We start from the raw sequence: 13,163 nt of genomic DNA, 5'->3' as shown, positions 1-13,163 counted from the left end.
CATCCGAATAGAAAAAGACTTTAAGAAGCAAACTCCATAAACCACACCCTTAATAGCGCATCTAGGACAAGACTAAACTCCATTCCCTAAATGCGATATAACCTTCGTAGGGATATCGGAACTTGCCGAGAAAACTGCAACTTGCTTTATTCAAAGCAAAAGGTCTACTCAAAACACTACGTTTCCCTTTCAGGCTTAACCTCTAATTTTTCGCCTCTGTCCTGAGTTATTTCTACCACAATGCAGAAATGCAGAACTAATGGAAAAATTCATCAGGATGCTTGCCTTTCAACTCACACCTAAAGCATGAGCTCCGACTTATTTGTACTAGCCCTGCTTGTGATCATCGTGCTCACCGGCTCCGCGCTATGTTCAGGAGTAGAAGCAGCCCTACTTACTGTTAACCCTTTTAGAGTGCATGAGCTTGCCGCACGGCCTAATGCATTAAAAGGGTCTAGAAAACTTGCAAAATTACGTCAAAGGTTGGGTCGCACTCTTACGATTTTAGTAATTGCAAACAACGGATTTAATATTTTCGGCAGCCTCATGCTCGGAGGTTATGCAGCGGTTATTTTTGAGACCAGACAAATAAGCAGCGTTGCCTTACCACTTTTCTCAATAAGCCTCACGATTTTGGTAATACTATTCGGAGAAATATTGCCGAAAGCCCTTGGAAGCCGGCTTGCACTGCAAGTGTCATTAGCAAGCGCACCTATTTTAGATTTGCTGGGATTAATAATGCGTCCACTTTTATTGCTTTTAGAAAGAATAATGCCTGCAATAAGAGCGGAAAACGAATTAAGTACTGACGAAGAAGAAATCCGTCAACTAGCAAGACTTGGATCTCAAAAAGGACAAATAGAAGCAGATGAAGCCGCCATGATTTCCAAAGTCTTTCAGCTCAACGACATCACTGCTCGAGACCTGATGACCCCAAGAGTTGCAGCACCAACCCTTGATGGTTCTGCAAGCCTATCCTCCCTTCGGAGTACTCTCTTGAGTAACGATGCCCGGTGGTGGGTGGTCTTGGGAGAAGAAGTTGACAAAGTTCTAGGGATGGCAAATCGAGAATGTCTCCTAAAAGCTTTGCTTGAAGGTCGAGGCAACATGACGCCTGTCGAACTTAGTCACAGCGTTGAATTTGTACCAGAAATGATCCGTGCCGATAGGCTTCTTGAAGGTTTTAGGACCGATAAAGGTGGTGTCAGAGTAGTTGTAGATGAATTTGGTGGATTTGTTGGTTTAATTCGAGCCGACGCTGTACTAGCAGTGCTAGCTGGTTGGTGGAGAAAATCAAATCCATGAAAGAATTCCAACCAACAGCTCTAAACTGCCATCAATTGTTATCCAAATGGAGAGAAAATTTACAGATCAGTTACCGAGAAAAAAGCCTTCTAAAAGGAGAGCTCATCAATCTCGATAAACACATACACCGACTTAATGAGAGACGCTTAAGAATATCTGTCTTTGGACGAGTAGGTGTTGGAAAATCAAGTCTTCTAAATGCTCTACTAAGCGAAGAAATATTCGCAACGGATGTTGCTCATGGGTGTACTCGTCATATCCAAACTATCCAATGGGAGATGAATATTAATCAACTCAAAACTGTTGAGCTCCTAGATACGCCCGGCATAGATGAGATCTCAGCAGCAGGACGAGGTCGCCTTGCTGCTCGCATCGCTCTGCAATCTGATCTAATCCTTCTTGTGTTAGATGGAGACATTAACCATGTCGAACTCAATGCTCTCCAAGCACTACTCCGGAGTGGAAAACCAATTGTTGTTGTTTTAAATCGATGCGACCAATGGACACCTAAAGAAAAAAATGAGCTTATTAAAAGTATTCGAAACCGACTACCAAAAGCAGCTCAACAAATCCAAATAGAAGCAGTTTCAGCTGCACCACGTGAGGTTCACCTTACAACTAATCAGAAAGTCAGAAGTCATAGATGTAAGCCAAAAGTAGAGGGACTGCGCAAGTATCTCATTCAGATACTTGCGCAACAGGGGGAACTGCTTCTTGCCTTAAATACACTTCAACTGGCCGACCATTTCCAAAACCAACTTAAACAAGTGAGACTTAAGCAAAATAAAACAGCAGCTCAAGGTCTTATAGGCCGCTTTGCCGCGATAAAGGCATCGGGAATAGCAGCCAATCCACTATTACTATTTGATTTGGCAGCAGGTATAGCCTTTGATACGGCTCTAGTGATGCAGCTCTGCAAAATATATGGGATACAGATGGGAGGTCCTGCTGCAAGACGAATGCTCACAAGACTATCTGGTCATAGCATCCTCCTAGGCAGCGCCCAGTTAGGTATCCAACTAGCTTTAAGCAGTTTGAGGCAACTACTTCTCATCGCCGCCCCATTCTCGGGAGGGATAACACTTGCACCCGCTGCACCTGTAGCAATTGTCCAGGCTGTTATCGCTGTTCACACAACCAAGTTGACCGGTCGAATGGCAGCAACAGAACTTATGAGAGGAAGTAATCGACGAATGGCAATTCCAAAAACAATGCTCAAGTATTTAGCAAACAGCGATCCACAAGCAAAGAACTGGTTAGGCGAATGGCCTATTGCTTCACAAAACGAACGTCACTATCTGAAAGCTTTTTTACCATGAAAAGGGAGAAAAAAGAAAACGAAATTGCTCTGTTTGGAACAAGCGCAGATCCTCCAACCTATGGACACCAAGCTCTATTGAAGGGGTTGCTAACTCTTTTCCCAAAAGTTAAGACTTGGGCCAGTGACAACCCAATTAAGCAACACGGAGCACCAATCCTGAAACGCCGGGAAATGTTAAACGCTCTAGTGAAAACCATCTCCAACCCTCACTTGGAGCTAATGCAAGAACTGAGTAGCCCTTGGACTATTACTACCTTGGAGCGCGCAAAAGAATTATGGCCTACTAAAGATTTGATATTTGTAATTGGGAGTGATCTTACTAGTCAAATTCCTACCTGGGTTCAAGCAAAAGACATTCTTCAGAAAGCGCGAATAGGAATTGCACCTCGTGAAGGGTGGCCAATGGATCCCTTGGCAATAGAGACTTTGAAGTCTCTAGGTGGTCATATCGAATTATTGCCTCTTAAGATTCCAGGTGCCGCGAGTTCAAAAGTTCGCAATAATACATCCCCAAATGACATCCCCAGGGAAATTTTGCCAATGTTGTTTGAGCAAAATCTCTACGGCTTAAGTGCAAAAAAATAATGCGTGTAGCCCTTGCTCAACTTAATCCCTTAGTTGGAGACCTCCTGGGAAACGCTGCACTTATCGAAGCTGCATGCATAGAAGCTGATTCTTACTCTGCAGACCTACTAGTTACTCCTGAATTATCGCTTTGGGGATATCCCCCGAAAGACTTGCTTCTAAATGAACAATATATAAAGCTCCAAGAAAGGATTCTCCAATCCCTTTGTGAAATCATTGCGACTAAAGTTCCCAAAATAAGTATTTTAGTTGGTATCGCTGAAGGTATATCTGATCAAAGAATCCCAAAATTATTTAATTCAATAGCCCTAATCAATGCTGAAACATGGAGAGTCGTAGCGCGCAAACAACTTCTTCCTAGCTACGACGTCTTCGACGAAACGCGTTATTTTCGAGCTGCAAACTCTCCAGGAATGATTCATTTCAAAAAAAATGGCGAAACCTGGAAAATTGGAATAACTATCTGCGAAGACCTTTGGGTCGAAGAAGAGCTGCAAGCACAACGCATAAGCGGTCCTGACCCAATCAAAAAACTCATTAATGAAAAAATCAATTTATTAATAAACCTCTCTGCATCACCATTCAATACCTCAAAACAACAATTAAGAGTAGACATTGCAAATAAAGCCAGCCAAAGACTTAATTGTCCCGTGATCTATTTAAATCAAGTAGGTGCTAATGATGAACTGATTTTTGATGGTGCAAGCTTTGTCCTGAAACATCCGAAAGGGATGGTTCTACAGCTACCAAGCTATCGTGAGAGTTTAGAGATTTGGGATACAAACCACATCCAAGCACTAAAAAATGAAATGGATAACAATTACATGGAAGATGTCTTACATGCACTGGTTCTAGGTGTACGTGACTATGCTAAAAAGTGTGGTTTCAAGAAAGCTCTATTAGGCCTTAGTGGGGGTATTGACTCTGCTTTAGTAGCCGTTGTTGCTTCTGCTGCGTTAGGAGCAGAAAATGTAACTGCTCTGCTAATGCCTTCCCCTTGGAGCTCGCAAGGATCAATTACTGACTCAAAGGAACTTGCAGAACGATTAGAAATTTCAACGAAAACGATCCCAATAACTCAACTAATGGAATGCTTTGACACTTCCTTAAAGAAATCCCTTGGGGAATCTCCAAAAGGTGTAACTGCTGAAAACTTGCAATCACGTATACGCGGTACTCTCCTCATGGCAGTAGCGAACCAAAACAGTCAGCTTTTACTCTCCACAGGCAATAAATCTGAACTAGCCGTTGGTTACTGCACTCTCTATGGAGACATGAATGGAGGATTGGCTGTGATAGGAGATCTCTATAAAACGAATGTCTTTGAACTTTGCCATTGGCTGGATAACCAATCACCCGAAAACTTTCGTAAAAACATTGGACTGCACGTTAAAGGCGATGTGATTGGGAAAAAAATACTTGAGAAATTGCCAAGTGCAGAATTACGTGAGAATCAACTAGACAGCGACTCTCTACCTGCTTATTCCATTCTGGACCCAATTCTTAGAGGCTTTATAGAAGAACGACTTACCACAAAAGCATTAATAACCAAGGGATACGATCCAGAACTAATCAAGAAAATAAGTATGCTTTTGAAAAAAGGTGAATTTAAGCGGAGGCAAGCTCCGCCAGTCTTAAAGATTAGTCCTCAAGCCTTTGGTACAGGTTGGAGAATACCTATAGCAGCCTCATAATGCCAATATCTGGTCAGTCTGTTTGTGTTTAGCCAACCTATAAAAAAGCAGTTATAGCTCATGGGATCTTCCGTTCTCTCTAAACCAATGGCCACCATTGGGATTCCAAAAGAAATCAAAGCTGATGAACTCCGTGTTGCTTTAACCCCAGACGGAGTAAAAGAGCTTGTTACACAAGGCTTAGAGGTACGAGTTCAATCTGGTGCAGGCGAAGGCGCAGGGATCTCGGATGATTACTTTGCCCAGGCAGGCGCACAAATCGTGAGCAAGGAAGAGGCTTGGTGCACACATCTTGTTGTGAAGGTTAAAGAGCCCCAAAAAGAAGAATTCTGTTTTCTACGGGAAGACATGGTCCTTTTCACCTATTTACACCTAGCCGCCTATCCGAAAGTTGGCGAAGCACTGCTGAAATCTAAAGCAACTGGGATTGGCTACGAAACAGTACAAATGCAAACTGGCTTTTTGCCACTATTAGCACCTATGAGTGAAATAGCTGGCCGATTAGCTGCTCAGACAGGTGCGAACCTTCTTGAACGTCCAAAAGGGGGTAGAGGGGTTCTGATTGGTGGGTGCACAGGTGTTAGTCCCGCGAAAGTTGCCGTGCTAGGAGCTGGCACTGTTGGGTGGAATGCTGCAAGGGTTGCAGCTGCGATGGATGCCGAAGTAATTCTGCTAGACCGATCGCCAGAGAGACTTCGTAAACTTGAAACAAACAGAAACGGGAGGCTTGTCAGTTTGGTCAGCAGTAGAGGGCTTCTTGAAAGAATTGTCCCTACAGTTGATCTATTAATTGGAGCAGTGCTTACGCCCGGAGGTCGAGCACCAACATTAATCACAGAAAAAATGGTTCAGCAAATGAAGTCCAATTCGGTAATAGTCGACGTTGCAATTGACCAAGGTGGATGCGTTTCAACAAGCAAAGAAACAACACATACTCAACCCACTGTGAATATTCATGGTGTTCAGCACTATGCTGTTGGGAACATGCCAGGTGCTGTTCCTTTTACATCTACCGAAGCACTGACAAGTGTTACGCTCCCCTATATTCTTGGCATTGCTGGAAGGGGTCTCGAGAAAGCAATTACTGAAAGGCCAGAACTTCTGTCTGGATTAAACACGGTCAATGGCTCAATCTGTCATCCAGGCGTAGCGAAGGCGCTTGGGGTTGCTCCAAGACATCCAATGGCTTGCCTTAGGTGACATTATTAAGTTATTAACTTCCAAGCGAAGGCGAAGTCCTTATATACAGCTTACAAAAGTAGTTAATCTTTAATACTTCCAAAATATCAAGTAGCTTCTCTGACTGACTTGACTGGTCTTCGTAATGCCTCTATAGATATCCCTTCCCTTAAAAGAGTTACCAACCCAGCTGCCTCAAGATAACTTTCCGCAGTTAAAACTTGATTGGAATCTAAAGCACTACCTTCGTTCTCGAAGCCAAGGGCAGCCTTAGTCACACGAAGTACGGATTGATTCGTAACAGCAATTACCGGAATTTTTCGTTCTAAGCATGCAAGAGTAGATTCTCCTCCTAAGGCTCCGTCAGGAACAACCAGCGCACCAATATCCTTAGCAGACAACAAGTGATGCGCATGAGGCAAGGCCTCTGCTAAGACCTTTGCAGGAATTAAATCAGGGGCTCGACTCAACCCAACCAGAACGGAAGATAAAAAAGTATGTCCAATCTCCTCTCCTGCGACCCTAGGATCAATCGAAACCTCTAAAGGCAATGAATTAAGTGCGGGAGAATGAGCGCAAGGTATGCCTAAATGACGAACAAGAAGGTGACTTATCAATGCCTCAGCACCAGCTAATAAGTCAACACCATGTCCTTCCCGGTAATCCTTAAGATCATCAGAGCCAAAGTCATCAGGAAATCTAGACACCACAGCAATAGCAGTTGCCCCATGCTTCTTCAAAACCTCACCACCCCTAAGAAGTGACGCTGGGCACTCCAGATCACCCCAACTACTTCCACTGGAACCCTTCCTAAGAGTTATCCCCAATGAGGTATCAGTTATAACCACAGGGCCAATATTTAATCCAAGACTGGCTTTACATCCATCTGCTACCTGCATATGCCTCTCTCGTAACTCTGTCTCAATTCCCGCATCTAGAAGTAAGCCAATTCGTTGCTGCCGCACTGGTTCTAACAGTATCTCTCCAGCAGTAAAGCGATCCAAGCTATATCCTTCAACGTAAAATATGCGAGGATCATTCCAGTAAAGAGAGCCTCCATTCATTACGTTTGGATGGGTTATCAAACATCCTGCAGCTGCAGCTAATAAGCGTGCTATTGGCATTGCATCACCTGCATAGCCACCAAAAGAACATCCAATGCCTGATGGAATCACTAACAGGGTTGGCAAGGGAGCTGACTGAATTAAATTGTTTCGCGAAAAAGATAATTTCATTGATTATTCAGAATTATTTTTCTCCCTTGATTACAACCGCCTCAACAATTATCAGTCGACAACTTCCTGACTCGCAAGGCCTAATTAAGGTAATCGCCCAACGCAAAGGTTTTCCAAGACTCTTCAATTCCCTTAACAGCCACGGCCGCAAATGCTCTGGAGGCAATTCATCTGGCCAAGTCAATTGAAGTTTATGAGTATTTAACTTCATGTGTGATATGACCCAAAAAGAAAACTAAATGACCCCTTATGTTTACAAAAGGGGATAAATACAATCTTAATATTATCAGTCCTAAAGAACAGGTAGAGATTCCGCAAAAGACAAAATCAAATATTCTCTGTTTGAAAAATAAACTATTGTGATACCTATAAAGAAATAGCGCTATGTAGGAAAAAGTAAATAAATACCCTTATTAACCTCTAGCTGCAAGAACCTCCAACAACCTCAAGAATCTCTTGAGTAATAGCAGCCTGACGAGCCTTATTGTAATCAAGGGTCAAAGTCTTTGCTAATTCCTTTGCATTATCACTTGCATTATTCATCGCAGTCATTCTGCTGGCTAATTCAGAAGCAGCTGACTCTTGCAATGCTCTCAAGAGTTGGTTTTGCAAGTAAAGAGGAAGTAATGAGTTAAGCAATTGCTCAGGACTTTGCTCAAAAACAATATCTGAGGGAAGACTTGGTTGCTCATTTGCAGGTCCAGAACCTTTTTCAACAGTCAAACGACTCTCTTTGGTTGTAAGCCTAAAGATCTCATCTTCTTCTGCTGCTATTCCCTGAGGGTCTAATGGCAAAAGTGTTTGTACGACAGGCATACAACTTACCAAATTAATGAACTTGGTATAAATCATCTCTACTCTGTCAGTGCTCTCAGAAAGGAATTCCGCCAAAACCTCACTGGTAATTGACTCAGCATCTTGAGCAGTTGGGACTTGCTCAAGATCAGCGAAAGTTGAACGAATTTTATAAGTGCTTGATCTGTTTTGAAAATATGTAATTGCTTTACGACCAATTAAGACTAAGTCAGGATCAAAACCCTGGGACTTCAACTCTGCAAATCGCTGCTCAGTTCGTTTAATAATATTGGAGTTATACCCTCCACATAAACCTCTATCACCAGTTACTGCTACTAGCGTGATTTGTTTTAGGTCACGAGTCTTTAGTAATGGTGCATCAGCAAGTTCGAAGCGAATACGAGATTGAATATTTTCCAAAACACGTGCTAAACGATCTGCAAAGGGACGACTCCTGAGAACCTGTTCCTGAGCACGACGAACCTTGGCTGCGGCTACTAACCTCATTGCCTCAGTGATTTTTCGTGTGTTTTTAACTGAGACAATCCGGTCCCTAATGTCCTTTAAATTAGCCATAGTTAATTCCTCCTAGATATCTAAAAGGATTAAACCGAAGCTAGCATTGAGGTTTTCACCTCATTTATAGCCTCTTTCAACATGTTCTCAGTATCTTCTGAAAGCACCTTCTCTTGTTGAACTTTAGAAATAAACTCGGCCTTATTAGTTTTTAAATATTCTCGGAGTTCCCTAGCAAAATGTGTAACCTCTTCCTCTGGGACTTCATCAATAAGCCCTTTGACACCTGCATAAACAATCGCCACCTGCTCCGCGAGATTCAATGGAGCAAACTGTGGCTGCTTGAGCAATTCGCGCAAGCGCTTACCTCTGCCAAGTTGATTCTGAGTAGCCTCATCGAGATCAGAGGCAAACTGAGAAAAGGCTGCTAGTTCATCAAACTGGGCCAGTTCTAATTTTAATGTTCCTGCAATTTTCTTAATTGCTTTTGTTTGGGCAGCACCTCCAACTCTGCTAACCGAAATACCAACGTTGATAGCTGGACGCAGTCCAGAATTAAAAAGATCAGAGCTTAGAAAGATTTGGCCATCAGTAATAGATATAACGTTTGTAGGAATGTATGCAGAAACATCACCAGCTTGTGTCTCGATGATTGGCAAGGCTGTCATTGAGCCTTTTCCCATTGAATCTGATAATTTTGCTGCTCTTTCAAGTAAGCGACTATGAAGATAGAAAACATCTCCTGGATAGGCCTCACGCCCAGGAGGACGACGAAGCAATAAAGACATCTGGCGATAAGCCTGGGCCTGCTTTGTTAAATCATCATAAATAACCAAAGTTGCTTTGCCTTTATACATGAAATACTCAGCGATTGCGGCGCCGGTATATGGAGCCAAGTACTGCAAAGCAGCTGGGTCAGATGCACTTGCATTAACTACCACCGTGTAATCAAGGGCTCCCTTCTCACGCAAAACCTCAACAACGTTTGCAACTGATGCGGACTTCTGGCCTATAGCTACATAAACACAGACGACATCTTCACCTTTCTGATTGATAATCGTATCTAGAGCGATTGCTGTTTTGCCTGTCTGACGATCCCCAATTATGAGCTCACGCTGGCCACGTCCGATTGGAATCATGGCATCAATCGATGTGATCCCTGTTTGCATCGGCTCGTGTACTGACTTTCTCTTAATAATTCCAGGAGCAACAGATTCAATAAGACGAGATTCAGTTGAAGATATTTCGCCATTCCCATCAACTGGTTGTCCCAACGGGTTAACAACCCGTCCCAAAGTACCTTCCCCTACCGGAACTGAAGCAATTTTTCCTGTCGCTTTAACAGTGCTTCCTTCCTGAATCCCAAGGCCTTCTCCCATTAGCACCGCTCCTACATTGTCGTCTTCAAGATTCAGAGCAATCCCCTCAGTTCCATCCTCAAACTCCACCAATTCGCCTGCCATGACCTCCTCAAGGCCATATATGCGTGCGATGCCATCTCCTACTTGGAGAACACTACCAACATTGCTAACGGAAACTGACTTGTCATAGTCAGCGATCTGCTTCTTAAGGATTGAGCTGATCTCGTCGGGACGAATGGAAACCATGAGGGTATTGAGGTGTTTGGGTGAAAAACTTGTTTAGGGGGTGGTGAAGGAGAGCTAGCTCACTTTGGCCAGCGCCAATCCAAGGCGGCGAACTTGACCAGAGACGCTTGCATCAATGACCTTGGAGCCTACGCTAACGACGAAGCCACCAATCAAATTCGGATCAACCTTGAGATTGATCTCAAGCTTTTTAGTACCTGCTACTAGCTGAATCTTCTTTAAAAGTTCTGCTTGTTGACTTTCTGTAAGCTCAGAGGCTGACGTGACTGTTGCAAGCGCAATATTGCGCTGATCACGATAGATCTCGAGTAGTCGCTCAAGAACTGAATCAAGCAAACCAATGCGTTGGCGATCAGCCAAAAGCTTTAGAAAATTAAGAAAGGATGGGGTCAACTGCTTCGCAAAAAGCTTTTCAAGTGCATCCTTCTTAGATTGAACTTCCAAAACTGGAGAGGCCATCGCATCACTTAGCTCCGGGGTCTCATTCCATAGTTCAAGCAAGGACTTTGCCTGAGTCACGACCTTATCAACCTCTTTACGGCTCTCTGCCACCTGCAGAAAAGCCTCTGCATAAGGGGTTGTAATGGTATTTAGAAGTGGCATCAGGAAGCTCCCATGTTATTAATTGACTGGGTTACAAAATCTGCCTTAGCTTTCTCATCGAGCTTTCTAGGCAATGTCTCCAAAGCCTTCTCAATGGCCAAACGAGCAGCCTCTCGACGCAACTGAGAGCTAACTCGAACAGCTTCTGCATTCAGATCAGATACGGCCCCTTGCTTAATTCGAGCCATTTCTTCAACAGTGCGCTTTTCACTTTCTAAGCGAATAGCTTCAGCTCTAAGCTTGCAATCTGAACGTATCTGTTGAGCTTTCTGCTCAGCAGCAGCAAGCTCTTTCTGAGCCTCTTGAAGTGCTCTTGATGAATTAGCAAGACGTTCTTCAGCATCTGTAAGGTCAACCAAGATTGCTTCTCTTCGGCGTTTTAAAATCCCCCCTAGAAAATTAGGCAAGAACTTATAAAGTCCAAAAATAACAACCGAAAGATTGATGATATTGGTCTCAAACAAATTGAGATTGAGACCAAATCCCCCAGAAGCAAAAATCAAAGAAAAGTTCATTTGGCTCCCAAAAGTCGTTCAACTATTAGATCTCCAAGCTTCTCTGAGTCCACTTTGAGCTGATTTAAAGCAGACTCTCTTTGTGAGTCAATCTCACGGCGAGCCTCCTCTCGAGAAGCATTTGCCTCAGCTGTGGCCAATGCCAATGCTTCTCGATAGAGTCTGTCTGAGTCTTGTTCAGCATCATTGATGAGCTTTTGAGCAGCTTGACGAGCTCCTTTGAGCTGTTCAAGAAGTTCTGCCTCAAGCTTCTCTACTTTAAGCAATTTCTCCTTGGCCTCTGCTCTTGTTGTTGTGACATAACCTTCACGCTCTTCTACAACACGACCAACAGGCCTGAAGAAAAGAGAATTAAGTATGAAAGTTAGAAGTACAACCTGAACTGCCATTAAAGGCAAAGTGGCGTCGAAGTCGAATAGACCTCCCTCAGTTGCACCTAACAAAAACAAACTGATCATAGAGAATGGCTCTAAGTGGTTTGAGAAAATCGGTAATGCGGCGAAAAGCTTTTGAGAATCCCTTTAGCGGTTTAAAACAACGCTTCAATTGAGCCCTTATGAGGTGAATTGAAGAGAGGAATTATCCGAATTAAAGGATCAACCTGCAAAGGGATTGGCAAAAAGAAGCACAAGGGCAACAACTAGGCCATAAATGGTTAGCGATTCCATGAAGGCGAAGGAAAGCAATAGTGTGCCGCGGATTTTGCCCTCAGCTTCAGGCTGACGAGCAATACCCTCAACAGCGCCCTGTGCAGCACTGCCTTGTCCGATGCCAGGGCCAATGGCACCTAGACCTACAGCAAGTCCAGCAGCAACAACAGAAGCGGCGGTGGTAATGGAATCCATGTTTGAGCTAAGGATGTGATGCGCTAGTTACGCGCGAAGGGGACCGGGAGTTTATACCTGCGAGGGGACATCTCAAAATTTTTTTGAGATGGGTCTGTTTTTTTCAGACCTCTGCGCAAGAAAATTTGCTAGGTAAATGGAATTTTGACCTAGAAAAAATTTTGATCTCAATGATGCTCTTCGACCGCCTCACCGATGTAATAAGCGGCAAGAGTGGCGAAAATCAAAGCCTGAATTGCACTAGTGAACAAGCCCAGAAACATCACTGGAATTGGAAGAATGAGAGGAACTAGAAAAACCAAAACAGCCACAACCAATTCATCTGCAAGGATGTTTCCAAAAAGACGAAACGAAAGTGAAAGAGGCTTTGTGAAATCCTCAACAATCTTGAAAGGGAGCATGATTGGAGTCGGGTGAACGTAGTACTCGAAGTACCGCAAACCCTTTCGACTCAAACCTGCATAGAAGTAAGAGAGTGAGACGAGCAAAGCAAGCGCAACAGTTGTGTTGATATCAGCTGTAGGCGCACCTAGTTCACCACTAGGAAGCTTTATCAATCTCCAAGGGACGAGAGCTCCTCCCCAATTACTTACAAAGATGAAAAGAAACAATGTTCCTATGAAGGGCATCCAATCGCGATATGCCTTTTCCCCAATTTGGGTTCTCGCAAGATCACGAATGTAATCCCAAAGGAATTCAAGGAGGTTTTGCACCCCTCTTGGATCCCTATCCATCTTTCTAGTGCCAACAACCACAAGAGTTAACAAGGCACCTATCACTATCCAGGAAGTCATAAAAACCTGGCCGTGAAGCCTAAGGTTCCCTATTTGCCAATAAAGATGTTGGCCAACCTCTAGTTCGGCAAAGGGAAAAATAAATGGCAAGGTACCCATTTAGAGTTTAAGTGTGGTTAGTTAAAACAATTGTGTTTTGAGAAGCCTTTAAAAAAGTCCAACAGGCATT

The 13,163-nt window shown here is 43.5% G+C and carries 14 protein-coding genes; 5 read left to right on the top strand and 9 right to left on the bottom strand.

The genetic code is table 11. From position 1 onward, the window contains the following. Positions 1-306: 306 nt before the first annotated feature. From SOI84_RS07850 to ald, 5 genes are read left to right on the top strand one after another with little or no spacing between them, the layout of a single operon-like run. A complete protein-coding gene (locus SOI84_RS07850) occupies positions 307-1,305 on the top strand; it encodes a CNNM domain-containing protein (protein WP_320673984.1) in 999 nt (332 codons plus the stop codon). After that, positions 1,302-2,624: a GTP-binding protein gene (locus SOI84_RS07845; protein ID WP_320673983.1), complete on the top strand. Its 1,323-nt coding sequence runs from the start codon at positions 1,302-1,304 to the stop codon at positions 2,622-2,624. The genes SOI84_RS07850 and SOI84_RS07845 overlap by 4 nt, the downstream gene beginning before the upstream one ends. Continuing rightward, entirely contained in the window at positions 2,621-3,211 is a 591-nt protein-coding gene (locus tag SOI84_RS07840; protein WP_320673982.1) for a nicotinate-nucleotide adenylyltransferase, read from the top strand. The genes SOI84_RS07845 and SOI84_RS07840 overlap by 4 nt, the downstream gene beginning before the upstream one ends. Beyond that, complete coding sequence (locus tag SOI84_RS07835) at positions 3,211-4,905, top strand: NAD+ synthase (protein WP_320673981.1); 1,695 nt, start codon at positions 3,211-3,213, stop codon at positions 4,903-4,905. The genes SOI84_RS07840 and SOI84_RS07835 overlap by 1 nt, the downstream gene beginning before the upstream one ends. Before the next feature lie 60 nt (positions 4,906-4,965). After that, positions 4,966-6,105, top strand: coding sequence for an alanine dehydrogenase (gene ald, locus SOI84_RS07830; RefSeq protein ID WP_320673980.1), 1,140 nt, complete (start codon positions 4,966-4,968; stop codon positions 6,103-6,105). An 86-nt stretch (positions 6,106-6,191) separates the two neighbouring features. Here ald and SOI84_RS07825 read toward each other — a convergent pair whose 3' ends face one another. From SOI84_RS07825 to atpB, 9 genes are all read right to left on the bottom strand, one after another. After that, entirely contained in the window at positions 6,192-7,319 is a 1,128-nt protein-coding gene (locus SOI84_RS07825; RefSeq protein WP_320673979.1) for a DUF3326 domain-containing protein, read from the bottom strand. A gap of 13 nt (positions 7,320-7,332) precedes the next feature. Further along, positions 7,333-7,530, bottom strand: coding sequence for a hypothetical protein (locus SOI84_RS07820; RefSeq protein ID WP_320673978.1), 198 nt, complete (start codon positions 7,528-7,530; stop codon positions 7,333-7,335). A gap of 209 nt (positions 7,531-7,739) precedes the next feature. Further along, entirely contained in the window at positions 7,740-8,690 is a 951-nt protein-coding gene (locus tag SOI84_RS07815) for a F0F1 ATP synthase subunit gamma (protein ID WP_320673977.1), read from the bottom strand. A gap of 29 nt (positions 8,691-8,719) precedes the next feature. Beyond that, positions 8,720-10,237 (bottom strand): F0F1 ATP synthase subunit alpha, encoded by a 1,518-nt coding sequence (gene atpA, locus SOI84_RS07810; RefSeq protein WP_320673976.1) that lies wholly within the window; start codon positions 10,235-10,237, stop codon positions 8,720-8,722. A gap of 54 nt (positions 10,238-10,291) precedes the next feature. Continuing rightward, a complete protein-coding gene (atpH, locus tag SOI84_RS07805) occupies positions 10,292-10,840 on the bottom strand; it encodes an ATP synthase F1 subunit delta (RefSeq protein ID WP_320673975.1) in 549 nt (182 codons plus the stop codon). Then, positions 10,840-11,355, bottom strand: coding sequence for a F0F1 ATP synthase subunit B (locus SOI84_RS07800; RefSeq protein ID WP_320673974.1), 516 nt, complete (start codon positions 11,353-11,355; stop codon positions 10,840-10,842). The genes atpH and SOI84_RS07800 overlap by 1 nt, the downstream gene beginning before the upstream one ends. Next, entirely contained in the window at positions 11,352-11,813 is a 462-nt protein-coding gene (locus SOI84_RS07795) for a F0F1 ATP synthase subunit B' (RefSeq protein WP_320673973.1), read from the bottom strand. Before SOI84_RS07795 ends, SOI84_RS07800 begins: the two co-directional genes overlap by 4 nt. Before the next feature lie 138 nt (positions 11,814-11,951). Further along, the gene (atpE, locus tag SOI84_RS07790) at positions 11,952-12,200 is read right to left on the bottom strand and encodes an ATP synthase F0 subunit C (protein ID WP_011125758.1); all 249 of its coding nucleotides are present in this window, start codon (positions 12,198-12,200) and stop codon (positions 11,952-11,954) included. A gap of 167 nt (positions 12,201-12,367) precedes the next feature. Next, positions 12,368-13,093: a F0F1 ATP synthase subunit A gene (atpB, locus tag SOI84_RS07785; protein ID WP_320673972.1), complete on the bottom strand. Its 726-nt coding sequence runs from the start codon at positions 13,091-13,093 to the stop codon at positions 12,368-12,370. Positions 13,094-13,163 lie beyond the last annotated feature (70 nt).

It is taken from the genome of Prochlorococcus sp. MIT 1341 (assembly GCF_034092415.1).
Classification (GTDB): Bacteria; Cyanobacteriota; Cyanobacteriia; order PCC-6307; family Cyanobiaceae; genus AG-363-P08.
The sequence above is the reverse complement of the archived record's forward strand: the minus strand, read 5'-3'. Positions and strand labels throughout refer to the sequence as shown.

Bases quoted from the DNA above. Each gene is read 5' to 3' on its own strand.
- SOI84_RS07850 (WP_320673984.1), top strand. From the start codon at position 307: ATGAGCTCCGACTTATTTGTACTAGCCCTGCTTGTGATCATCGTGCTC.
- SOI84_RS07845 (WP_320673983.1), top strand. From the start codon at position 1,302: ATGAAAGAATTCCAACCAACAGCTCTAAACTGCCATCAATTGTTATCC.
- SOI84_RS07840 (WP_320673982.1), top strand. From the start codon at position 2,621: ATGAAAAGGGAGAAAAAAGAAAACGAAATTGCTCTGTTTGGAACAAGC.
- SOI84_RS07835 (WP_320673981.1), top strand. From the start codon at position 3,211: ATGCGTGTAGCCCTTGCTCAACTTAATCCCTTAGTTGGAGACCTCCTG.
- ald (WP_320673980.1), top strand. From the start codon at position 4,966: ATGGGATCTTCCGTTCTCTCTAAACCAATGGCCACCATTGGGATTCCA.
- SOI84_RS07825 (WP_320673979.1), bottom strand. From the start codon at position 7,319: ATGAAATTATCTTTTTCGCGAAACAATTTAATTCAGTCAGCTCCCTTG.
- SOI84_RS07820 (WP_320673978.1), bottom strand. From the start codon at position 7,530: ATGAAGTTAAATACTCATAAACTTCAATTGACTTGGCCAGATGAATTG.
- SOI84_RS07815 (WP_320673977.1), bottom strand. From the start codon at position 8,690: ATGGCTAATTTAAAGGACATTAGGGACCGGATTGTCTCAGTTAAAAAC.
- atpA (WP_320673976.1), bottom strand. From the start codon at position 10,237: ATGGTTTCCATTCGTCCCGACGAGATCAGCTCAATCCTTAAGAAGCAG.
- atpH (WP_320673975.1), bottom strand. From the start codon at position 10,840: ATGCCACTTCTAAATACCATTACAACCCCTTATGCAGAGGCTTTTCTG.
- SOI84_RS07800 (WP_320673974.1), bottom strand. From the start codon at position 11,355: ATGAACTTTTCTTTGATTTTTGCTTCTGGGGGATTTGGTCTCAATCTC.
- SOI84_RS07795 (WP_320673973.1), bottom strand. From the start codon at position 11,813: ATGATCAGTTTGTTTTTGTTAGGTGCAACTGAGGGAGGTCTATTCGAC.
- atpE (WP_011125758.1), bottom strand. From the start codon at position 12,200: ATGGATTCCATTACCACCGCCGCTTCTGTTGTTGCTGCTGGACTTGCT.
- atpB (WP_320673972.1), bottom strand. From the start codon at position 13,093: ATGGGTACCTTGCCATTTATTTTTCCCTTTGCCGAACTAGAGGTTGGC.